The following is a 23,141-nucleotide window of genomic DNA, read 5'->3' as shown; positions in this document are numbered from 1 at the left end:
TTTGTGTGTGGTAACCTCAACTAACACCAAAATCCAGGGGGTGGCAAGTTTTTTTGCGTAAAAGACTATAAAACCAACGATTATTAGCGATTTATATATATAAGTTTTGACAATACGATAATTTTTCAGGGGGTGGCTTTTATGAATTTTGACTTGTTAAGAAAGAAAGATTTACAGACGAAAAATAAGATTTTAATTATCGTTTACGCTCTAGCCGCCAATTTAGGAGGCATTGCTCAATTTATCATTGGTCGACCAATCGGAATTGCACTATCTTTAATTATTCCTGTTTTCATTACTTTAATTATTTTTGCTATACAACATAAAATTGAAACAATTCGTCCGATTTTCCCATATGTAGTTATAATCTCTGGTGTCATTACCGTTTTCGGAACCATCGCCAGTTATAAAGTTACTTTAGCAACTATCATACTAAGTTTTTTTGTTTTAGTTTTAGCAAGTATTCATAATCAATTGAGTATATTTATTGTTGGATTTATCGGTTCTGTCATTTGTTTACTTTTTAATGTAATCCTTGATACAACAGGATTTATGGTAGAACCGGCGAATGTATTTGTCGTTCATTTTTTAATGGGTCTCGCAATCTTTTTGCAAGTACGTCAAAACAAAAGATTATTGGAAAGTATCGAATCTTTAAGTTTAGCATCCCATGAAATGGCAGTTAAAGAACAAAATTTACACAATCAACTTGAAATTGCTGTTAAAAAAATTACATCCAAACTTCAAACAATTACTGAAAGTATGACAAAGGCTTCTAGAGCGCAAAGCGAAATGCTCGCATCAATTCACGAAGTAAGTGTTGGTTCCCATAGTCAATCTCAATATGTCTTAAATATAGTAAATAGTGTCGAAGCAACATCAGCTGAATTAACAACTATGTTAAATCAGCTAAATCAAATTGTGAAAAGTGTCAATCTTGCTAGTCAGAGTGCAACAGTTGGAAACGAAGTAATGAATCAACTAAAAATAGAAATTGACTCATTTAGATCATTTTTCAATGAACTAAATGAAACATTTCTACTTCTTTCTAAGAAAATTGAAGAAACAAATCAATTTACATCAGACATTCAAAAAATTACAACACAGACAAATTTACTAGCATTAAACGCCTCTATCGAAGCTGCAAGAGCTGGAGACCACGGAAAAGGGTTTGCAGTAGTAGCAGATGAAATACGAAAATTAGCCAATATAACAGACCAAACTTTAGTAAAAATTGATGAAAATTTAGATCAAGTAAATAGTTACAACAAAGATACACTCCATAATTTGACTACCGGGTTGCAGCGTATTTCATCTCAAATCGAAACAGCTGAAAAATCTAACAATACCTTTACACAATTGTTTCATGCGATGGGACAATTACAAACTGAAATTAAAGATTTCACATTTGCTGTAAATACTATCGAAAATAATAGTAAGTCTATACAAGAAAGTACAAACGAATTTGCAGCAATTATCGAACAAAGCTCCTCTGCGATTGACCAATTGAGCACCATTCTTAGCGAAGTTAATAAAGAACATAATCAAATTTCTGTATTTGTAGAGGAAACATATAATGAAACAACCAATATTCAAGGTGTACAAGCTATATAACGTATAAAGAAAGGTGCGCCCATTAATTTGGACGCACCTTCCCATATAATTATGACTGCGGTGGTTAGTTAATTCTGAACTCTTGTGATTTTTATATCTTTTAAAATATTGTTAATTACCCAACTAGCTGCAATTAAGCCTGCGACAGAAGGACAAAATGCGTTTGAAGATGGTGGCATTTTCGCTTTACGAATTTGAGCATTAGGGTTACCTACGTGTTCCACTACTTCTGGACGAGCGATGATTGGTGACTCATCTGAGAACACAACCGTAACACCTTTTCGAATTCCTTCTTTACGAAGCTTAGTACGTATTACTTTTGCCAATGGATCTGTATGAGTTTTTGAAATATCTGCTATTTGGAATCTTGTTGGATCCATTTTATTTGCAGCACCCATACTTGAAATAATAGGGATATTTCTTTTCAAACATTCTTTCATTAAATGAATTTTATACATAACAGTGTCCGAAGCATCGATTACGTAATCAATTCCTTGTTCAAAGAATTTCTCATATGTTTCTTCTGTATAAAACATATGCATATCAATAACTTCACACTCTGGATTAATATCTGCAATACGCTCTTTCATCACAGCAGATTTTGATTTACCCACTGTCGATAAATAAGCCACTAATTGACGATTAACATTTGTAATATCTACATTATCTTTATCAACTAAAATAATACGGCCTACTCCACTTCTAGCACATGCTTCCGCAGCAAAAGAACCAACGCCACCAACACCTAGTACAGCAACCGTAGTATTTTTTAACTTTTCTAAACCTTCTTTACCAATTGCGAGTTCGTTTCTAGAAAACTGATGTAACATGTTTTATGCCTCTCAATCTATATTTTACTACTCGGAATTATAACATATCGAAATAATGAAGTAAATTTACTTTGTTGCTTATTTAGGATGTACAAAAGTTCGAAAAATAGCAAAAAAATAAAACCCTCCTGCAATTACAGAAGAGTTTTGCATGGTACGAATCCCGATAATACCGTAACCCTTGTTGTTTTGAACCCACTACCCTTGCAGGTGGGTGCTCTCATTAACTTTTTAAACTTCCCTCAGCGTCCAGGGCTTGTTTGCCAAGTTAAAATTTGAACTCCCTTTTAATTGTTGTTCGGTCAAAACTGTAATGTCAAGAAGAGTACTTACGTGTAATTCAGGATTCGTGTTGTTATTATCTTATCATCAATTATCTGAATTTTCAATATAAATTAGAAAAAATATTAAATTTTTTTAAAACTATTACTAAATTTGATTATTATTCTATTAAATAATCTATTAATAATCACACTTGAATATATTATTACCAAAAAAGATATTTTTGTATTAATTTTTAATAATTTTACTAGAGATAAAGCTTTAAACGACTTTTATTTATAAAACGCCAATATACCTAATGAGATAAAAAAAGAAGCATTCCATTTTTAATGGAACGCCTCTCTTATTTCAAATAATTAATCTTCTTTTTTCTTATTTACTGTCAGATTTAACTCTTGTAATTGTGCTTCTGAAACTTCACTTGGTGCTGAAGTTAATAGACAGCTTGCCGTAGCCGTTTTCGGGAAGGCAATTGTATCACGTAAATTTGTGCGTCCAGCAAGTAACATTACAAAACGGTCTAAACCAAATGCAAGTCCTCCATGTGGCGGTACACCATACTCAAAGGCTTCAAGTAAGAAACCAAATTGTTCTTGCGCTTCTTCTTGAGAGAAACCTAAAAGCTTGAACATTTTTTCTTGTAAATCACGTTCAAATATACGTAATGAACCTCCACCTAACTCATAACCATTTAAAACGATATCATAAGCTTGTGCACGTACACTTGCAGGATCAGTTTCCATTTTTTCAATGTCTTCATCAAATGGACGAGTGAATGGATGGTGAGCTGCAGTGTATCTTCCAGCTTCCTCATCATACTCAAGTAATGGCCAATCAGTTACCCATAAGAATGCATATTGATTTTCATCAATTAAGTTAAGTTCTTTACCTAATTTGTTACGTAATGCACCTAATGCCGCGGCTACTACAGATGGTTGGTCAGCAACGAATAATAGTAAGTCTCCAGCCTCTGCATTTGTTGCACTCATTAAGTTTTCTGCAATTTCACCCTCAAAGAACTTCGCGATTGGACCATTTAAGCCTTCTTCTGTTACTTTTAACCAAGCTAAACCTTTTGCACCGTAAATTGCAACAAATTCTGTTAAAGCATCGATATCTTTACGAGAATATTTGTCCGCGCTTCCTTTTACATTAATTGCTTTTACTTCTCCACCATTTTCAACAGTTGAAGCAAATACTTTAAATGACGAACCTTTTACAATTTCAGAAAGCTGAACTAGTTCTAATCCGAAACGCACGTCTGGTTTATCAGAACCGAAACGATCCATTGCTTCTTTATAAGGCATACGTGGGAATGGAAGTTGAACTTCAACACCTTTTGCTTCACGCATTACCGTTTGAATTAAACGTTCGTTCATTTCAATAATTTCGTCCATTGTCATGAAAGAAGTTTCAATATCTACTTGTGTAAATTCTGGTTGACGGTCTGCACGTAAATCTTCATCACGGAAACAACGTGCAATTTGGAAATACTTCTCAAAACCAGAAACCATTAATAATTGTTTAAATAATTGCGGTGATTGTGGTAATGCATAAAATTCACCATCATGTACACGAGATGGCACTAAATAGTCACGAGCGCCTTCAGGTGTTGATTTTGTTAAAATTGGTGTTTCCACTTCTAAGAAACCTTCAGTTTGTAAAAAATTACGAATCGAACGTGTAATGTCTGAACGTAATTTAAACGTGTTGTACATTACCGGTCTACGTAAATCTAAATAACGGTATTTTAAACGAAGATCTTCTCCAATTTCTACTTTATCATCAATTGCAAATGGAGGGTTTTTTGCTTCGTTAATAATTGTAATTGATGAAGCAACAACCTCAATTTTACCTGTTTTTAGGTTCGGGTTAATTTGACTTTCATCGCGAAGTACAACTTTTCCTTCTACTTCAATAACATATTCATTTCGAATTTTATCAGCAATTGCTAGGGCATCTTTTGCTTCATCGCCAAATACAACTTGAACGATACCAGTACGATCGCGAACATCAACGAAAATTAATCCACCTAAGTCACGACGTCTTTGTACCCATCCTTTTAAGACAATTTGTTGTCCCTGATGCTGTTCTGAAATTTCACCGCAAGCATGCGTTCTTTGTGCCATTTTCATTTCCTCCAATTTTTACAACAAAAAAATTTATTTATGTTCTAGTAAATAGTTAACCAAATTATGGAATTCAACCTTTTCTTGGTTTCCTGTTTCCATTTCTTTTACGTTTACAGCGTTTTCTTCTAGTTCAGATTCACCAATTACGATGACAAATTTCGCGCCTAATCGATCAGCAGACTTCATTTGCGCTTTCATTTTACGGTCGACGTAATCCATATCTGCAGCAATTCCTTTTGTACGGAATGAGCTAATTAATTCAGCCGATTTTAATTTTGCTTCTTCACCCATTGCCACAACATAAATATCTAGTGCATCTTCAACTTCTAGTTCAACACCTTCAGCTTCAAGGGCTAATAGAAGTCGTTCAATAGACAATGCAAAGCCGATACCTGGCACATCTGGTCCTCCAATATCTTCGACTAAACCATTGTAACGACCGCCACCACAAAGTGTTGTAATAGCACCGAATCCTTTAGCTGTACTCATGATTTCAAATGCAGTGTGATTGTAATAATCTAATCCACGAACTAAGTTTGGATCAACTTCATATTGAATACCTAATACATCTAAGTAATTTTTCACTTGACTAAAATACTCTGCTGAAGATTCAGTTAAATAATCTGTTAGTGCAGGTGCAGTTTTCATTAATGGGTGTTCGTGATCTTTCTTACAATCTAAAATACGTAAAGGATTTTTTTCTAATCGATTTTGACAATCTGAACAGAATTCTCCGATACTCGGTTCAAAGTGTTTAATTAATGCTGTGCGATGTGCATCTCTTGTTTCTTTATCTCCTAAAGAATTAATGACTAATTTCAGGTCTTTTAATCCGACAGTTTGATAAATATCCATCGCTAATGAGATTACTTCAGCATCAATCGCAGGATCCGCACTTCCAATTGCTTCGACTCCATATTGAACGAATTGACGATAGCGACCTGCTTGTTGTCTTTCATAACGGAACATTGGCCCCATATATGAAAGTTTCACAGGTTGATCAGGATAGCCAAACATTTTATGTTCTACATAAGCACGGACTGCTGCTGCCGTTCCTTCTGGTCGAAGTGTCAGTGAACGTCCTCCACGATCTTCAAATGTGTACATCTCTTTTTGAACGATATCCGTTGTATCTCCAACCCCACGTTGGAATAATTCCGTTTGTTCAAAAATAGGTGTACGAATTTCTTTATAACGATACACCCGACTTAATTCACGTAGAACCGATTCAACTTTCTGCCATTTTGGTGTTTGTTCTGGCAAAATATCTTGTGTTCCTCTAGGTACTTTAAAAGCCAATTTGATTACTCCCTTCTATTAGAAAAGCGAAGAACGCCCGCTATGCTCCGCGTTGCAAAATCACCACGTCCTTATGTCTTATCGACATTACTTACATCAAGTTCGAGAATCTTGTGTTCGCAGTTAGACATTTTAAAAATTTTATTTTCCAAAATAAAAAAGCTTTCATCCCATGCATTACGCAAGGGACGAAAGCTTAAATTCTTCCGCGGTTCCACCCTAGTTGATATACAAAAGTATATCCTCTTCATTACGGATAACGGCCGTTTCCGTTTTTCCCTACTAGGTTTATTACTTTTCGAGAAAAAACCTCCCAAGTGTTTTTCACATTTACTTACTGTAGGAAAGATTTCAGCCTAAGTCTTTCCCTCTCTTGTCAGCAGTGGTAATTGCTACTTGCTTGATCATAGGTGATTTAAATTTTTCACATTAAATTTATCTTAGTCAAGTAAATCATCATTGTCAACTACTTTTAAAATCCTACCAACTAATTCTTCTGGCCTAAAATAGATTAGTACAAATTAAGGGTGGTTTTAGCTTATAATTGAACTTACAATAAGTATTATATGTTAATTCCACTTTTTTTAACCAGTCAATAAAGGTAGGTAAAATATGAAAAAGAAAATAATACCTTTGATACTTACAAGTACTCTACTCTTTCCTACATTTTTCTATAATTCTCATCACACTAATATAGTATATGCAGAAGATAACGAAAATGCAGATTTAATTGTTTCTGCAGAAAAATTATATTTAAGAGAAGGACCCGGTCTATCCTACGCTATTCTTTCTACTTTAACAGAAGGACAAGAATTAGAATTTATTGAGAAACAAAATGATTGGTATCATGTTAAATTTCAAGGTAACGAAGGATGGGTCGCATCATGGCTAACATCATCAAAGGACAAAGTAGAGCAATCCTCTACTAACAAAACGATTATTTCACAAGTCAATCATTTAAATCTAAGGTCTGAACCTAATATTTCATCTCCTGTATTAGGTCAATTAAATATAGGGAATGAAGCAACTATCATTCAACAAAAAGACAACTGGCTTCAAGTTATTTTTAATGGAACAACTGGTTGGGTTTCTACTCAATATGTTTCAATTAATGATAACGACAATTTAATTGAAGAAGAACCTAAAGAGATTGAAAATGAAAATGATAACGATGATAACGAAAAAACACCTTCTGAAGTACAAGTTGAAATTGATCCAAATGCATTTACTATTACAGTCGATGCGGTAAATATCCGAAAGAAACCTGATCTGTCCTCAAAAAAAATTGGTATTGGGAAAAAAGGAGAACAATATGAGGTATTGGAACGGAACAATAATTGGGTAAAAATTCAATTTGGAAAGAAAAAAGGTTGGGTTTATAGTTTTTATGGAAGTTTTAATGTAAATAAAACAGAAACCTCCTCTTCTACCAGTGAAATTACTGATAACTCCCCAACAAGTAATTTTGTAACCATTATCTATAATGGGACAAACCTTCGTGAAGCACCGTCTACTTCATCAAATGTTGTAGTTCGTGCAGATGCAGGTGATACATTTAATATAATTGATACAGATGGTGATTGGTTCGAAGTTGATTTAACTGACGGTAGAACCGCATTTGTTGCAAATTGGGTTGTTTCTTTAAATGATGAAACTGCGAAAATGGAAAATGTAGAAAAGAAAAATAAAAAAGAGAAACGTAAAGAAGGAACATTAAAAGGAGTTACAATCGTTATCGATCCAGGTCATGGTGGAAATGATAAAGGAACTACTGGTGCTCGAGGAACTGAAGAAAAAGAGATTAATATGGAAACTGCTGAATTATTAACTTCTAAATTGAGAGCGAACGGTGCAGAAGTAATTCTTACTCGAGAATCGGATGTTTACGTTGATTTACGGAAGCGAGTATCGATTTCCCATCAATATGAAGCAGATGCATTTATCAGTATTCATTACGATGCAACAGATGATAGTTCAATATCTGGCTTCACAACCTATTATATAAACAATTATCAACAACCATTAGCTCAATTCGTCCATGAAGGTCTTGCTGAAAAAGTAAACTTGCGAGACCGTGGTGTACAACCTGGCAATTATTTAGTTTTACGGGAAAATAAACAAAATGCCATCTTAATTGAATTGGGTTATTTAAGTAATCCTAATGAAGAAAGAATCGTGACAACAGATATGTATCGTGAACAAGCAACACTGGGTATATATCAAGGGATATTAAATTATTTTGATAGTTTATTAGAGTAATGTAAAAGGCTGACTCCGATTTTTTTAGAGTCAGCCTTATTTATTGGATTAATTTTATTTACTTTTGGATTCTACGATAACAGTAACAGGACCGTCATTTACGAGTGATACATCCATCATTGCACCGAAAATACCCGTTTCAACTTTTAATCCGAATTTTCTTAGCTCCTCATTAAAGGCTTCCCATAAAGGCAAAGCCACTTCAGGACGTGCAGCATCGATAAAACTTGGTCTTCTACCTTTGCGAGTATCACCGTATAGCGTAAATTGCGACACTGAGAGTATGTCTCCCCCGTGTTCTATTATCGATTTATTCATTTTGCCCTCTTCATCTTCCCAAAGACGAATTTCAGCAACCTTTTTTGCAACATACTGTACGTCCTCTAACGTATCTGTATGTGTTAATCCAACCAATAATACATAACCATAATCGATGGCCCCTGTAACCTTGTCTTCAACAGTTACAGAAGCCTTTTTACTACGTTGTATAACAACTCTCATATTTATTACCTCAAAATTTTAATTGATAACTCGTTGAACAGAATAAATATCTGGTAACTGTTTAATTCGTTCAACCACTTTGTGTAAACCAGTAATATTTGAAATGCTGATAGTTAAATGAATTGTAGCAATTTTATCATGATCCGCTCTACCTGTTACAGCAAGAATATTCGTTTTTGCTTCTGTAACCGCATGCATAACATCGTTTAAAATTCCCGGACGATCAAAGGCAGATACTTCAATGTCAACTGGATATTCTTTTCGACTAGGTGATTCACTATGCTCCCACTCTACTTCAATAAGTCGGTCAGCTTGATCGCCTTCTTGTATGTTTGGACAATCTGCACGATGGACGGATACCCCACGACCTTTTGTGATAAAACCAACAATTTCATCCCCTGGTACAGGTGTACAGCAACGAGATAAGCGAATTAATAAATTATCGATTCCTTTTACAATAACGCCAGACTCTGCTCTACGCTTCTTCGCAGATGCATTTTGCATTTCTTTTACGATTTTTTCTAGAGCTTCTTCCTGTTCACGCTCTTTACGTTTCTTCTCTGCCAGGCGATTAACAATTTGTAAAGGAGTGATTCCGCCAACTCCTACAGCAGCATATAAATCTTCTTCGTTTGTATAATTTAATTTTTCTAAAACTCGTTTAATGTTTTCAGTAGATAAAACTTCTTTTAAATCATAATCTTGAGCTTTAATTTCTTTTTCAATCAGCTCTTTACCTTTTATGATATGTTCTTCGCGCAGATGCTTTTTGAAGAATTGTTTAATTTTATTTTTCGCTTGTGAACTTTGCGCAATTTTCAACCAATCACGGCTAGGTCCGAAAGATTGCTTAGAAGTTAAAATTTCAATAATATCGCCTGTTTTTAAAGGCGTATCAAGGGGAACCATTTTTCCATTTACCTTTGCCCCAATTGTTCGATTTCCAACTTCCGAGTGTACTCTATAGGCAAAATCGATAGGAACAGAACCTGCTGGAAGTTCGATTACTTCTCCCTTAGGCGTAAAGACATACACCATATCCGAGAATAAATCGAATTTTAATGATTCCATAAATTCTTCAGCATTTGACGATTCATTTTGGAATTCCAAAATTTCACGGAACCAAGTTAACTTTTGGTCAATACTTTCTTTATTGTTATTTACAGATTTTCCTTCTTTATATGCCCAGTGAGCAGCAATCCCGTATTCAGCGATTTGGTGCATCTCTTTTGTACGTATTTGCACTTCTAAAGGATCTCCATAAGGACCAATTACCGTAGTATGTAAAGATTGGTATAAATTTTGTTTTGGCATTGCAATGTAATCTTTAAAGCGGCCCGGCATTGGCTTCCAAAGGGTATGCACAATTCCAAGAACTGCATAACAATCTTTAATACTATCAACTAAGATACGGACAGCAAGTAAATCGTAAATTTCATTAAATTGTTTATTTTGTAAAACCATTTTTCGATAGATGCTATAAATATGCTTTGGTCGACCATATATTTCAGCATCTATTTCTACAGATTTCAATTGGGATTTTATTTCATCCATTACATTATCCAAATAAGCTTCTCGCTCAACTCTTTTACGTTTCATGAGGCTGACGATTCGGTAATATTGTTGTGGATTTAAATAACGTAGTGCTGTATCTTCAAGCTCCCATTTAACTTTAGAGATTCCTAGGCGATGAGCAAGTGGTGCAAAGATTTCTAATGTTTCATTGGAAATCCTACGTTGTTTTTCGGCAGATAAATGTTTTAATGTTCGCATATTATGAAGACGGTCTGCAAGTTTAATTAAGATAACTCGGATATCCTGCGCCATTGCAACGAACATTTTTCGGTGATTCTCAGCCTGTTGTTCTTTTTTCGATAAATATTTAATTTTCCCTAGCTTTGTAACCCCATCGACTAACATTGCAACTTCTTCGTTAAATTCCCGAACTAAATCTTCACGAGTTACAATTGTATCCTCTACAACATCGTGAAGAAAGCCTGCTGCTACAGTTTCAGGATCCATTTGTAGTTCTGCTAAAATCCCCGCTACTTGAATTGGATGGATAATATACGGTTCACCAGAACTACGGAGCTGTTCTTTATGTGCCTCATTCGCAACTTCGTAAGCCTTTTTTACGAAGGCGACATGTTCATCATTCATATAAGTTTTGACCTGCGCGAATACATCCTCGGGCGTCAAAATTTGCTCTTTCGCCATTAGTTGTCCACCTTGTTAAAAATAATTTTTCAAATTTGATATATAAACTTAATTGTATAAAAACTATGTATAAAAAGTAAAGACAAGTCATAAAATCATTTTGCGATTCCGACAATTTAGAACATTTTTCGAACTTTTTACTCTCTAGTTTATGAAAAACCTCTTTCAAAGTGATAAATATCATGAAAGAGGTTTTTGTAATTAATATTCAATTAATGTTTTTACTGGGAAATCACCAATTTTATTTCGACCGTTTAACTCTTTTAATTCAATAATAAATGCACAACCGGCAACAACACCACCTAATTTTTCAATTAGCTGAATTGTAGCATCAACTGTACCACCTGTTGCTAATAGGTCATCTACAATTAATGCCTTTTGACCAGGCTTAATTGCATCTTTATGCATCGTTAAAACGTCTGTACCGTATTCTAGTCCATATTCCACTTTTACAACTTCACGAGGTAGTTTTCCTTCTTTACGAACAGGTACAAAACCAACCTCTAATGCATAAGCAACAGGGCAACCGATAATGAAACCACGTGCTTCAGGACCAACAATAACATCTGCACCTACTTCTTTCGCGAATTTTACGATTTCATCTGCTGCATATTTGAAAGCAGGGCCGTTATCCATAATTGTTGTAATATCTTTGAAGCTAATACCTTCTTTCGGCCAATTTTCCACTGTTGTTACATATTGTTTTAAATCCATTATTTATTTGTCCTCCTTAGGAATAATTATATTCCTTCATTCGATCGTTAAACCATTGTTTCAATTCTAAGTATGGTGCGTATAAAAGGGTTTGTTCAATTGCAATTTGTTGCTCTCTTTTTTTATAGCACTGTGCTTCACTTAATGCCCGTTTTGGTGCATTACTATCTACAGTTGTCAGACCATTATCTATTTTAACAAATCCTAACTCAAAAAACACGTTTGTCATGAATTTTATTACTTCAGTATTTAAGCCAATATGTTTTGAGAGTTGATCGATATGTAGTCTTAAATTAAATGCTGGTCGTTTTTTTAAGAATGAATAATACCATGCAAAATGTTCTCGCGTTGGCATCCCGTTAAAGAACTTTGATTCCTGCACATGAAAAATTGCATACACTCGCTTTGGCTTAATTGACTGAATAACTTCTTCCAATTTCTCTAAACTATCAGGAAGATCGAGAAGTACGATGTATTGTGAGTTTACCAACATAGTATCTCCATCATTCAATAAATTAATTGAAGTTTGGATGATTGGTTGAAACATTTCAATTGTCGTTTCATTGAATGCAATAACTGAACATTTATTTAAAGGAATCGTATTCATCCATTTTTGTGCTAAACTCTTTCCACGATAATCAAACAATTGCCACTCATTCGATTGTACATCTTCTATCATAAATTGTGGCTTTTTCTTACCTTGCCATTCATTAATTTGTAAATCTCCTACAACAGAAATGTTTACTCCGTATGAAATTTCTTCATGTAAATAGCCTTTACTAAAACCAATGGCATCGATTGTTCCATATTTATCTTCTAACTCCATTTTCAAATGGTCTTCCCCTGCACCAATTTTACGCATAGAACGTACTTGAACATCCTGCAACGCAAAAATAGGTTTGGCAAAGCCCGTTCCAAATGGGCCCAGTTTTCGAATTTCTTCAATGGATTCTACTGTTATTTCATCTATTTCAACTGGAACATCAATGAATAATTTAGGGACAAGCATTTCCTCAGTTAAACATTCTTTAGCTTGTTTATGAAGGCGACTACGTAGTTCATCTACATATTCTAATGGGAATGTCATACCGGCTGCCATAGGATGTCCACCAAAATGCGGCAGTATTTCTCGATTTTTCGCTAATTCATTATATAAATGAAATCCTTCAATACTTCGACCTGAACCCTTTGCAGTACCTTTTTCAATATCAAGGGATAATACTATAGTGGGCTTATAATATTTTTCTACAAGTCTTGAAGCAACTATTCCTATAACTCCTGGATTCCAGCCTTCTTTCGCAACTACAAGTACAAGTGAATCCGAGATAACTTCATTTTTTTCAATCATTTCGATAGCTTGTTCTGTAATCTCACTGACAATTTCTTTTCGTTCAGTATTTTTAGAATTAAGCAGTTTAGCACCTTCTACTGCATCGATATCATTTTCACTCATTAAAAGCGCAACTCCAGGATCTGCATCTCCTAATCGACCAATCGCATTTAATCTCGGGCCGAAATAAAAACCGATGACCTCTTCGTTAATCTCGTTTTGTTTCACACCAGCAATATCGCATAATGATTTCACCCATGGATTAGGAGAAATTTTTAAATGCTTTATTCCTTGTTTAACAATATAACGATTCTCACCAACAAGTGGTACAAGGTCTGCTATTGTCCCTATTGCTGCAAACTCATATAGATGTTCAGGTACTTCACCATACAAAGCATGAGCTAATTTAAATGCAACCCCTACTCCTGCTAAATCTCCAAAAGGATAGTGTCCTTCTGGGACTCGAGGATGGATGATAATATCTGCCTCAGGTAATACGTCTCCTGCTTCATGATGGTCTGTTACGATTACGTCCATACCAAGTTCTTTTGCAATTCGAATCGGTTCGATGCCACTAATCCCATTATCAACCGTAATAATTAATTGTACCCCGTCTTCATATGCTTTTCGGAAAAGCTCTTCATGGGGACCATATCCATGAGTAAAACGATTCGGTATACAAAAATCTACGTCTGCACCTAAATCAAGTAGTACATTCATCATAATCGTTGTACTTGTAATTCCGTCTGCATCATAATCGCCGTAAACTAGTATTTTCTCACCATTATTTAATGCTTCTTCAATCCGCTCTACAGCTTCAGCCATCCCATTTAATAGGAATGGATCATGTAGCTGGTTTTCGTCCATTTGAAGGATTGATTTCGCTTTTGTCGGCGTTTCATAACCCCTTGCTATTAATATTTTAGCTGCAAGAGAAGATATATTTAATTCATTTTGTAATTGAGTGATAGTTTCTTCTTGTGGTTGATGAACAATCCACTGTTTTTTTGATTCGATCATTATGTCACTTCCTCAATGACTAATTATACAAAAAAATATCGTTCTCTACTAACTTATAAATCATTTAAAATATTAGAAATTCTTTTTTTGCTTATAAAAATAAAAAAAGACAAAGTGCAATAAACACTTTGCCTCTTTTCTAGAAAGTTTACACAACTGGCTCGTCTGAACCCCATTGTTGTTTTTCTTTTTTCTCTACAACAGTACCTTTTTTACCCATTTCACGAGTTTTTAAAGAGTACCAAATTTGAGCTGCAATACAAATTGATGAGTACATACCTGTAACTAAACCAACAAGCAATGCTATTGAGAAGTTACTAATTGCTGGAGCACCGAAAATTAATAACGCAACGACTACAATGATAACTGTTAGAACGGTATTAATTGAACGTGCCATTGTTTGACGAAGGGATTTGTTTACAATATCTGCAAGTTCTTCCTTCGATGTAATTTTACCTTTCCGGTCAATATTTTCACGAATTCGGTCAAAGGTAACAATTGTATCATTAATTGAGTAACCAACAATCGTTAAAATGGCCGCAATAAACGTAATATCTACTTCTATTCGGAATAAACTAAAGATTGCTACCATAAAGAATACGTCATGTAGTAATGAGATAATTGCCCCAATACCCATTCTCCATTCGAATCGGAAGGCAACGTAAATAATGATTCCTAAAGCTGCAATTGCAAGAGCTTTAATTGCGTTTTTAACCAACTCTCGCCCTACTGTTGGTGATACAGTACTTACACTCGGTTCATGACCATAATCTTTTAATACTGAAGCTTTTAAATCTAAAATCTCTTTTTGACTTAAATCTTCCTTATATCGAATGCTAGCATTATTTTGTTCCTCACCAGAAATAATTACATTTTCAGATGGGAAGCCAATCTTATCAATATACTCCGTTATCTCTTCTTGAGTAATTGATTTATCTGCTAAAATTTCTACTCGTGTACCACTAGAGAAGTCAATACCTAGGTTTAATTTGAATACACCTAAAATAATTGCCCCAACTAGTAAAATAATTATTGAAAACGAGTAAAATTTCTTACGATTATGAACGAAATCGAAACGATCGTAATTCGTTGATAAGTCTAATGATTCTAAACCTTCTGAAGCATCGTGAATTTTAGATTTGCGAACACCGTAAAAGAATGGACTATCGAAGTAACCACTTTTTACTAGTAAACCAAGTAAAATTCGTGATAACCATACAGCTGTTACGAAACTTAGAACAATTGATATCATTAAAGTTGTTGCAAAACCTTTAACTGAACTTGTCCCAAAGAAGAATAAAACCGCAGCAGCAAGTAATGTTGTTAATTGTGCATCCACAATGGCAGATAACGATTGTTTCATACCAAGATGGAATGCTTCTTTTGCCGTTTTACCTACACGTAATTCCTCACGAACACGCTCAGCACTTAGAATGTTTGCATCCACTGCCATACCGATTCCAAGTACAAGGGCAGCTATACCAGGTAAAGTTAGAACAGCATTAATACCATTAAAGACTAATAAAACTAAGTATGTAAATACCGATAATGTAATGATAGAAATAAACCCTGGTAAACGGTAATACAATAACATGAATACGAAGATAAGTAGAACACCAATCACACTTGCAAATACAGTACTTTTTAACGCTTGTTCACCAAATTGTGCACCGACAGATGTTGAATAAATTTCTGTTAATTTAACTGGTAGTGCACCAGCGTTTAAAACACTTGCAAAATCCTTTGTTTCTTGAACTGTAAAACTACCGCTAATCATAACATCCGTTGTGTTTAACACTTGACTAACTGTTGCAGCAGAAACAAATTTTGGATTTGGTTTTTGAGACTCAGCTGCGTATGAATCTACACCTTCTTGGAAATCAAGCCAAACTACTAAAAGATTTTGTCCAGCAGGCATTTGAGAAATTTTCCCAGTAACATCCGCAAATTTTGATGCATCTTTTAAAGTCAATGTTACGATTGGACGATTTTGTTGGTCGAATGAAGCTTTTGCTCCACCTTCTTTTAAATCTGTACCATCAAGTAACACATTGTCGTTAACATCACGGAAAGTTAAATTTGCCGTACTAGAAAGCAATTCCCGCGCAGATGATTGATCGTCAATCCCCGCAAGTTGAACACGGATTCGATTTTCTCCCTCAACCTGAATACTTGGTTCACTTACACCAAATTGGTTGATACGATTCGAAAGGGCTGTTGTCGTATCCGTCAAAACATCCTGAGTTATTTTTTGACCTTCTTTTAGAGGTTCAACTTCATATAAAACCTCAAATCCACCTTGTAAATCAAGCCCGAGTTTTACGTCCTTTAAAACTCCCTGTACTGTTGTTCCCATTGCTGCTAATATAACTACAACAACAAGGACAAAAGTAAAAATCCGGCTTTTTAATTTCATTTTAAAAATCCTCCTCAATACGTGTGTATAGTCCTCATATACACACAAACACGCATAAGCGAACTGCGCCAAAAAATGATTTTAATCCCACCTTGATTTGGAGGAAAGCCCAAATCAATACATTATGTAACATACTAATTATGAGTTACAGAGGCTAAACTGTCAAACCGTATCTATATGGAATTATCTTCATTTTTTGATGGGTTCGGCTTTAATAATTCATTTAATTCCTCACTACTAATTTCACTAAACCAATTCGCAACTTGAAATTGTTGAATTTGAAAATGACTAATAATTTCTGACGGTTTTATTGTAAATATGGTTGCGACCATTTCATGTAAATGAATCTCTTCAATTTTTTGTTTCCGCCATTTCTTTTGAATACAGAAGTTCCAAATATCTTCTATAGTGACGCTATTATACTCGTAATATCTGATTTCCTCCATTTTACTCTCTAATACTGGTAACACTTTTCTAAAAAGCTCTTCGTACTGAATCATAACATTCACCCCACCAGTAGTTTTAAGTCTCGTCCCCTTTGCATACAGTTATTGTAGCTGATATTTCTTTAAATGAGAAGGGATTGAATGAATGGGATCGTTCGTTAAAGGTACAATTTTTCTGACGTTTGTCATCTTCTTATCGAAGCTTTTTGGCTTTATATATAGGATGCAATTTATGCGCGTTGCAGGAGAAGAAGCGGTAGGAATTTACATGACATCCTATCCAGCTTTTGTTTTTTTTATTTCCCTCTTACAACTAGGCATTCCAATTGCTCTTGCTAAAATAGTGGCCGAGCTTCATGCAAAAAGACGTGATGGACAATTAAAATCTGTAATGCAAACAGCAACGCGATGGTCAATCGTATCAATAATTTTATTCGCACCAGTTCTTTATTTCTTTATTCCATTTTTAGCAGGTACTCTATTACATAATGAAGCAACCAAACTTACATTATATATTGCATTAGGTGCTGTTCCAATCGTTGTTTTCTCAGGATTAATTAGAGGATATTTACAAGGTATTGCTGTCATTTCAGCTACTGCTTGGTCTCAAATGTTAGAACAATTAGTACGCATCGGCTTAATTACAATTTTATTACCACTATTTGCAACACCAGATAACCCAGCACAAACTGCAGCCTATGCAATGGCAATTACTGCAGTAGGTGAATTAATATCTTTCATCTACTTATATATCCACTATTCATTTAAGAAAAAAAGACCAAAACAATCTGAAAATGTAAAGCCTTATCCTGCTATGCCAATGTTGCGTATTGCAGTTCCTTCAGCAGGAAGTCGATTGTTTGGTACATTTACTTGGTTTTTAGAACCTATTGTATTTTTAAAAGCATTAACTGTTTCGGGGTTAACAGCTGTTGGGGCAACAACTTTATATGGAATTATTTCTGGTGTCCATATTCCATTGTTATTATTCCCTTCATTTATTCCGAATGCTCTAGCGATTGTGTTAATACCAGCAGTTAGTGATGCTGTAGCAAGAAGCAATCATCAATTATTAAATGAACGAATTGGCGTTTCTTTGCGTTTATCATCTGTAATTGGATGTTATGCAGCAACTTTCTTCTTTTTACATGGAGACGAGCTGGCAATGAGACTATTCCATTTGGAAGAAAATCGAGGGTTTATGAGAGTATTAGCTCCAATTTTTTACTTTTACTATATCCAAAGTCCGCTACATTCCATTTTACAAGCAATGGATGAAGCTCGACCTGCCATGATGAATTCAATTTACGGGGGTCTCGGTAAATTATTTGTAATGTTTGTACTAGCCTCCCAACCATTTATCCAAGAATTTGGAGCAATTATTGCAATTGGTTTTGGCGTTTTAATTACGTCCTTCTTACACATTGCAACGTTACGCCAACATAAGATGATAGCAGCAGGCTTTAGATTTTTCGTCATTCCGTATGCAATGTTTATTCTAGTTTGTGTGGCTCAAACCTTTGCCCAACCTTATTTTGCTTTTGATTTTTGGACAAATTGTGCCATTACAATTCTTCTACTAACAATCATACTATTATTTACTAATCAACTTAAATGGCAAGACTTCAGCTACTTAAAGTCTATTATTTCCAGACGTTCTTAATTGCACGTGTATTTCGTTATTTTCATAACAACAATAAAAAATGTCTTCAATATCTTTATATCCCTTTTCAGCTAATTGTTGTAAAAGCCAATCTTTATCTTGATTTATATAATTCAAATGATTTTCTACAATATAGCCATCAACGATAAGTGGAAAAATCAATGGATCATCTTTTTTTAAAAAAATTGATAATTTCCCTGAAGGCTCAAGGAATGCATAAGCAATTTGCTGTACAGAAGGAATTCTCTCTTCACGCATCTGTTGGAATAAGTCATCGAGATTATATCGTTGCTTTCTCATCTCTTCCTGATTAATGACACCATTATGCACAATAATAGAAGGATCACCATCGATAAGATCGCGGACTTTTTTACTTTTCAACGTGATGAGAGAATTCAAATATTGAACTGCGAAAAGAATTACGATTGGAAAAACATTTTGTAATACTGGTTTTTCTACTTCATCAATTGCGAATGCAACACATTCCGCAATTAATACAAAAACGACTAAATCCATAATACTTAGTTCGCCAACTTCTCGTTTACCCATTAAACGGAAGACAATTAAAATAAATATATATAAAAAAATGGTACGTAAAAAAAGCACCCAATAAATTTCCACGCTGACTTACCTCCCTTTTCACCCATCATTTTAGGCACAACCAGGAGGGACTATTCAGATAAAATCACTTTCTCCTTTTTTGTTTCTTAAGTACTAGATACATTCAAAATAAAAAAGCTTACTATTGTCAGAACTTGTCCGACAATAGTAAGCTTTTAATTTACTCAGTAATAACGCGACCAATTGCTTGACGCTCGAATTTTAAACGTGTGTTTCCATCTACTTTAATAACAACAGTAGCATCTTCAATCGATTCAACTTCTCCATGAAGTCCACCAATTGTTACAACACGATCTCCTCGTTTTAAACTGTTTTGCATTTGAGCCGTTGCTTTTTGTCTTTTTTGTGCAGGACGAATTAAAATAAACCACATTGCAACGAACATAATAAGGATTGGTAGTAAGCCTGTAAGCGTATCCATGTATAAATCCCCCTTTCTAAATCTCACTTAAATAAGTATAGTATAAAATCAGTATAAAAAGCGATTTCAAAATACTATTTTTATGAAAGAAATGATAATTTTTATAATAGAACCAATATTTTCAACCTAGAAATTCTTTGCATCCGGTTTATTAAATCCGTATTTTTCGAAGAATTCTTCACGGAAGTCACCTAATCGGTCTTCACGAATTGCTTGTCTAACTTGTTCCATTAGTTTTAATAAGAAGTGTAAATTATGATAAGTCGTTAAACGGATACCGAATGTTTCTTCCGTACGAATTAAATGACGAATATATGCACGAGTATAATTTTTACATGTATAACAATCACAATTTGGATCTATTGGGCTAAAATCACGGGCATATTTCGCATTTTTTACCACTAAACGACCTTCAGATGTCATGAGTGTACCATTACGGGCAATACGAGTTGGTAATACGCAATCAAACATATCAACCCCACGAATTGCTCCATCAATTAATGAGTCTGGTGAACCGACACCCATTAAATAACGCGGTTTATTCGTTGGTAATAATGGTGTTGTAAATTCAAGTACACGGTTCATAATATCTTTTGGTTCTCCAACTGAAAGACCACCAATAGCATATCCTGGGAAATCTAGTTCTACTAATGCTTCTGCAGAACGTTTACGTAAATCCTCATATTCCCCACCTTGCACAATACCAAATAAACCTTGATCTTCCGGACGTTGATGCGCTTCTTTACAACGTTTTGCCCAACGAGTCGTACGATCAACAGATGCTAACATATAATCGTAAGTTGCTGGATATGGTGGACATTCGTCAAAAGCCATCATAATGTCTGAGCCTAAATCATTTTGAATTTCCATTGCTTTTTCTGGACTTAAGAAAAGCTTGTCCCCATTTAAATGATTTCTGAAATGAACCCCTTCTTCTTCAATTTTACGAAACTGGCTTAGTGAAAATACTTGGAAACCACCAGAATCCGTTAAAATTGGACGATCCCAGTTCATAAATTTATGAAGACCGCCTGCTTCTTTTACAATTTCGTTTCCTGGACGAAGCCATAAGTGGTATGTGTTCGATAAAATAATCCCGGCATTCATTTCTTTTAATTCTTCCGGTGACATCGTTTTGACTGTTGCTTGTGTTCCAACCGGCATAAATGCAGGCGTTTCAAATGATCCATGGGGTGTATGGACAATCCCTAGTCGAGCACCAGTTTGTTTACATGTTTTAATTAATTCATAAGTTACAGCTGGTTTTGTCATAAAAAATAATTTCCTCTCTGAAAAAAATCCTTTGAAGTTATCGAATTGGGCGAATAAACATTGCATCACCAAAACTGAAAAATCTATATTTTTCCTCTACTGCTTTATTATAAGCATTTAAAATAATTTCTCTAGAAGTAAGTGCACTCACTAACATAACTAGAGTCGATTTTGGCAAATGGAAGTTTGTAATTAGTCCATCAATAGCTTTGTATTCAAATCCTGGATAAATAAAAATGTTTGTCCATCCTTGTTCAGCTCGTATTTCTCCATCGTATTTTTGTGCAATTGTTTCAAGCGTACGTGTTGATGTTGTACCAACAGCAATAACTTTTCCGCCATTTGCTTTTGTACGATTAATTGTTTCTGCTGCACTTTCTGATACGCTATAAAACTCAGAATGCATATCATGATTTTCAATGGAGTCCACACTAACAGGACGGAATGTGCCTAAACCTACATGTAGTGTAATAAAAACTATTTCTACACCTTTTTGTTTAATTTGTTCTAAAATTTCATTTGTAAAGTGTAATCCGGCAGTTGGAGCAGCGGCAGAACCAATTTCTTTTGAATAAACTGTTTGATAGCGTTCACGGTCATCTAATTTTTCATGAATATATGGTGGAAGTGGCATTTCTCCTAATTTATCCAAAATTTCATAAAAAATTCCATCATATGAAAATTCAAATAATCTACCACCGTGATCAAGTTCACCGATACAAGTTGCTTTTAGTAATCCTTCACCAAATGAAATTACTGTACCAACCTTTACTCGTTTTGCAGGTTTTGCTAACGTTTCCCATACGTCACCTTCACCTTGCTTTAATAGGAGTAATTCAATATGGGCTCCTGTTTCTTCTTTTACACCCATAAGTCGTGCTGGCATTACTCGTGTATCGTTTAATACAAGGCAATCACCTTCATGTAATTCATCTACAATATGTTTGAAATAACTATGCTCCACTTCTCCAGTTTTTCGATCCACAATCATTAATCGACTTGATGTGCGATCCTCTAAAGGTGTTTGTGCAATAAGTTCTTCTGGTAAATGGAAATCAAAATCTTCTACTTTCATCGTTTTCTTCCTTTTTTATGTTTGTTCTGGATAAGTATAACCAAAATGTTCATATGCTATTTTCGTAGCAACACGGCCTCTTGGTGTACGTTGAATAAAACCAATTTGTAATAAATACGGCTCATAGACATCTTCGATTGTTATCCGTTCTTCACCAATCGATGCAGCTAGTGTATCAAGCCCCACTGGACCGCCTCTAAATGATTCTATCATGCTAATCATTAACTTATGATCTATATGGTCTAGTCCTTGCGGGTCAACTTGCAACAGTTCTAATGCTTGGTTAGCTAAAGCTAACGTTATCGAACCATCCCCAATTACTTGGGCATAATCTCGTACACGCTTTAATAAACGATTAGCAATACGGGGTGTCCCACGGGAACGCTTTGCAATTTCCCTTGCTGCTAGATGGTCAATTTCGACATCGAATAATTTGCTGCTACGAATAACAATCTCAGTTAATGCGTTTTCATCATAATATTCAAGTCGTAATAAAACGCCAAAACGGTCTCGTAATGGAGCGGATAATGAACCTGCTCTAGTTGTAGCACCGACAAGTGTAAATGGTGGTAAATCAAGACGAATAGAACGTGCTTCTGGTCCTTTTCCCACAACAATATCTAAACAAAAATCTTCCATCGCTGGATAAAGTACCTCTTCTATTGCCCGTGGTAGTCTATGAATTTCATCAATAAACAGTACATCACCAGGTTGAAGTGAGCTAACAATTGCAGCTAGATCACCGGGTCTTTCAATGGCTGGTCCACTTGTAAGTCGAATATTAACATCCATTTCATTGGCAATTATAGCTGCTAATGTCGTTTTCCCTAATCCAGGTGGTCCATAAAGCAAGACATGGTCAAGGCTCTCTTGTCGAAGTTTGGCAGCTTCTATAAAAATAGTTAGATTATCCTTTACCTTTTGTTGTCCAATATATTGTGATATTTTTGACGGTCGGAGTGAAAGTTCAAATTGTTCATCATATTCGTTTACTTCACTAGAAATGATACGATCAGACATTTCTCTCCC

17 protein-coding genes, 1 other RNA gene and 1 other annotated feature are annotated in these 23,141 nt (G+C 34.9%); of the genes, 3 read left to right on the top strand and 15 right to left on the bottom strand.

Going from position 1 to position 23,141, the window contains the following annotated elements:
* Positions 1 to 141 precede the first annotated feature (141 nt).
* Positions 142 to 1,614, top strand: coding sequence for a methyl-accepting chemotaxis protein (locus D8M03_RS01235; RefSeq protein ID WP_121212856.1), 1,473 nt, complete (start codon positions 142 to 144; stop codon positions 1,612 to 1,614).
* Between the two features lie 68 nt (positions 1,615 to 1,682).
* Here D8M03_RS01235 and D8M03_RS01230 read toward each other — a convergent pair whose 3' ends face one another.
* The 4 genes from D8M03_RS01230 to hisS form a co-directional block, all read right to left on the bottom strand.
* Positions 1,683 to 2,444, bottom strand: coding sequence for a tRNA threonylcarbamoyladenosine dehydratase (locus D8M03_RS01230; RefSeq protein WP_121212855.1), 762 nt, complete (start codon positions 2,442 to 2,444; stop codon positions 1,683 to 1,685).
* Between the two features lie 156 nt (positions 2,445 to 2,600).
* Positions 2,601 to 2,794: non-coding RNA, 6S RNA (gene ssrS / locus D8M03_RS01225), on the bottom strand.
* A 288-nt stretch (positions 2,795 to 3,082) separates the two neighbouring features.
* The gene (gene aspS, locus D8M03_RS01220; protein ID WP_121212854.1) at positions 3,083 to 4,855 is read right to left on the bottom strand and encodes an aspartate--tRNA ligase; all 1,773 of its coding nucleotides are present in this window, start codon (positions 4,853 to 4,855) and stop codon (positions 3,083 to 3,085) included.
* A 33-nt stretch (positions 4,856 to 4,888) separates the two neighbouring features.
* A complete protein-coding gene (gene hisS, locus D8M03_RS01215) occupies positions 4,889 to 6,157 on the bottom strand; it encodes a histidine--tRNA ligase (protein ID WP_121212853.1) in 1,269 nt (422 codons plus the stop codon).
* Between the two features lie 181 nt (positions 6,158 to 6,338).
* Positions 6,339 to 6,574, bottom strand: a binding site (T-box leader).
* Positions 6,575 to 6,769: 195 nt separating this feature from the next.
* Between hisS and D8M03_RS01210 the strand changes: the two genes are divergently transcribed.
* Positions 6,770 to 8,416: an N-acetylmuramoyl-L-alanine amidase family protein gene (locus tag D8M03_RS01210; protein WP_121212852.1), complete on the top strand. Its 1,647-nt coding sequence runs from the start codon at positions 6,770 to 6,772 to the stop codon at positions 8,414 to 8,416.
* Positions 8,417 to 8,470: 54 nt separating this feature from the next.
* Here D8M03_RS01210 and dtd read toward each other — a convergent pair whose 3' ends face one another.
* The 6 genes from dtd to D8M03_RS01180 form a co-directional block, all read right to left on the bottom strand.
* Positions 8,471 to 8,917 carry a D-aminoacyl-tRNA deacylase gene (dtd, locus tag D8M03_RS01205; protein WP_121212851.1) on the bottom strand — a complete coding sequence of 149 codons (447 nt, stop codon included), beginning with the start codon at positions 8,915 to 8,917 and terminating at the stop codon, positions 8,471 to 8,473.
* 18 nt (positions 8,918 to 8,935) lie between these two features.
* Positions 8,936 to 11,134 carry a RelA/SpoT family protein gene (locus D8M03_RS01200; RefSeq protein ID WP_121212850.1) on the bottom strand — a complete coding sequence of 733 codons (2,199 nt, stop codon included), beginning with the start codon at positions 11,132 to 11,134 and terminating at the stop codon, positions 8,936 to 8,938.
* 201 nt (positions 11,135 to 11,335) lie between these two features.
* Positions 11,336 to 11,848, bottom strand: coding sequence for an adenine phosphoribosyltransferase (locus D8M03_RS01195; protein ID WP_121212849.1), 513 nt, complete (start codon positions 11,846 to 11,848; stop codon positions 11,336 to 11,338).
* 16 nt (positions 11,849 to 11,864) lie between these two features.
* Positions 11,865 to 14,198, bottom strand: a complete 2,334-nt coding sequence (gene recJ / locus D8M03_RS01190) for a single-stranded-DNA-specific exonuclease RecJ (protein ID WP_121212848.1) — start codon at positions 14,196 to 14,198, stop codon at positions 11,865 to 11,867.
* Positions 14,199 to 14,346: 148 nt separating this feature from the next.
* On the bottom strand, positions 14,347 to 16,614 hold the full coding sequence (gene secDF / locus D8M03_RS01185) for a protein translocase subunit SecDF (protein WP_121212847.1): 2,268 nt from the start codon (positions 16,612 to 16,614) through the stop codon (positions 14,347 to 14,349).
* 173 nt (positions 16,615 to 16,787) lie between these two features.
* Positions 16,788 to 17,114, bottom strand: a complete 327-nt coding sequence (locus tag D8M03_RS01180; RefSeq protein ID WP_121212846.1) for a post-transcriptional regulator — start codon at positions 17,112 to 17,114, stop codon at positions 16,788 to 16,790.
* 91 nt (positions 17,115 to 17,205) lie between these two features.
* Here D8M03_RS01180 and D8M03_RS01175 point away from each other — a divergent pair, with 91 nt between their 5' ends.
* Positions 17,206 to 18,723, top strand: a complete 1,518-nt coding sequence (locus tag D8M03_RS01175; protein WP_121212845.1) for a putative polysaccharide biosynthesis protein — start codon at positions 17,206 to 17,208, stop codon at positions 18,721 to 18,723.
* Here D8M03_RS01175 and D8M03_RS01170 read toward each other — a convergent pair.
* The 5 genes from D8M03_RS01170 to ruvB form a co-directional block, all read right to left on the bottom strand.
* On the bottom strand, positions 18,694 to 19,344 hold the full coding sequence (locus tag D8M03_RS01170; protein ID WP_121212844.1) for a DUF421 domain-containing protein: 651 nt from the start codon (positions 19,342 to 19,344) through the stop codon (positions 18,694 to 18,696). The genes D8M03_RS01175 and D8M03_RS01170 overlap by 30 nt on opposite strands.
* A 160-nt stretch (positions 19,345 to 19,504) precedes the next feature.
* Entirely contained in the window at positions 19,505 to 19,765 is a 261-nt protein-coding gene (gene yajC, locus D8M03_RS01165) for a preprotein translocase subunit YajC (protein ID WP_121212843.1), read from the bottom strand.
* Positions 19,766 to 19,891: 126 nt separating this feature from the next.
* Complete coding sequence (gene tgt, locus D8M03_RS01160; protein ID WP_121212842.1) at positions 19,892 to 21,037, bottom strand: tRNA guanosine(34) transglycosylase Tgt; 1,146 nt, start codon at positions 21,035 to 21,037, stop codon at positions 19,892 to 19,894.
* Between the two features lie 37 nt (positions 21,038 to 21,074).
* A complete protein-coding gene (gene queA, locus D8M03_RS01155; RefSeq protein ID WP_121212841.1) occupies positions 21,075 to 22,112 on the bottom strand; it encodes a tRNA preQ1(34) S-adenosylmethionine ribosyltransferase-isomerase QueA in 1,038 nt (345 codons plus the stop codon).
* 15 nt (positions 22,113 to 22,127) lie between these two features.
* Positions 22,128 to 23,132, bottom strand: coding sequence for a Holliday junction branch migration DNA helicase RuvB (gene ruvB, locus D8M03_RS01150; protein ID WP_121212840.1), 1,005 nt, complete (start codon positions 23,130 to 23,132; stop codon positions 22,128 to 22,130).
* Positions 23,133 to 23,141: the final 9 nt, after the last annotated feature.

The sequence above is a fragment of the Ureibacillus endophyticus genome (genome assembly GCF_003628435.1).
GTDB classification, from domain to species: domain Bacteria; phylum Bacillota; class Bacilli; order Bacillales_A; family Planococcaceae; genus Ureibacillus; species Ureibacillus endophyticus.
The sequence above is the reverse complement of the archived record's forward strand: the minus strand, read 5'-3'. Positions and strand labels throughout refer to the sequence as shown.

Coding starts and splice junctions, on each gene's coding strand:
- D8M03_RS01235 (WP_121212856.1), top strand. CDS start 142: ATGAATTTTGACTTGTTAAGAAAGAAAGATTTACAGACGAAAAATAAG.
- D8M03_RS01230 (WP_121212855.1), bottom strand. CDS start 2,444: ATGTTACATCAGTTTTCTAGAAACGAACTCGCAATTGGTAAAGAAGGT.
- aspS (WP_121212854.1), bottom strand. CDS start 4,855: ATGGCACAAAGAACGCATGCTTGCGGTGAAATTTCAGAACAGCATCAG.
- D8M03_RS01210 (WP_121212852.1), top strand. CDS start 6,770: ATGAAAAAGAAAATAATACCTTTGATACTTACAAGTACTCTACTCTTT.
- dtd (WP_121212851.1), bottom strand. CDS start 8,917: ATGAGAGTTGTTATACAACGTAGTAAAAAGGCTTCTGTAACTGTTGAA.
- D8M03_RS01200 (WP_121212850.1), bottom strand. CDS start 11,134: ATGGCGAAAGAGCAAATTTTGACGCCCGAGGATGTATTCGCGCAGGTC.
- D8M03_RS01195 (WP_121212849.1), bottom strand. CDS start 11,848: ATGGATTTAAAACAATATGTAACAACAGTGGAAAATTGGCCGAAAGAA.
- recJ (WP_121212848.1), bottom strand. CDS start 14,198: ATGATCGAATCAAAAAAACAGTGGATTGTTCATCAACCACAAGAAGAA.
- secDF (WP_121212847.1), bottom strand. CDS start 16,614: ATGAAATTAAAAAGCCGGATTTTTACTTTTGTCCTTGTTGTTGTAGTT.
- D8M03_RS01180 (WP_121212846.1), bottom strand. CDS start 17,114: ATGATTCAGTACGAAGAGCTTTTTAGAAAAGTGTTACCAGTATTAGAG.
- D8M03_RS01175 (WP_121212845.1), top strand. CDS start 17,206: ATGGGATCGTTCGTTAAAGGTACAATTTTTCTGACGTTTGTCATCTTC.
- yajC (WP_121212843.1), bottom strand. CDS start 19,765: ATGGATACGCTTACAGGCTTACTACCAATCCTTATTATGTTCGTTGCA.
- tgt (WP_121212842.1), bottom strand. CDS start 21,037: ATGACAAAACCAGCTGTAACTTATGAATTAATTAAAACATGTAAACAA.
- queA (WP_121212841.1), bottom strand. CDS start 22,112: ATGAAAGTAGAAGATTTTGATTTCCATTTACCAGAAGAACTTATTGCA.
- ruvB (WP_121212840.1), bottom strand. CDS start 23,132: ATGTCTGATCGTATCATTTCTAGTGAAGTAAACGAATATGATGAACAA.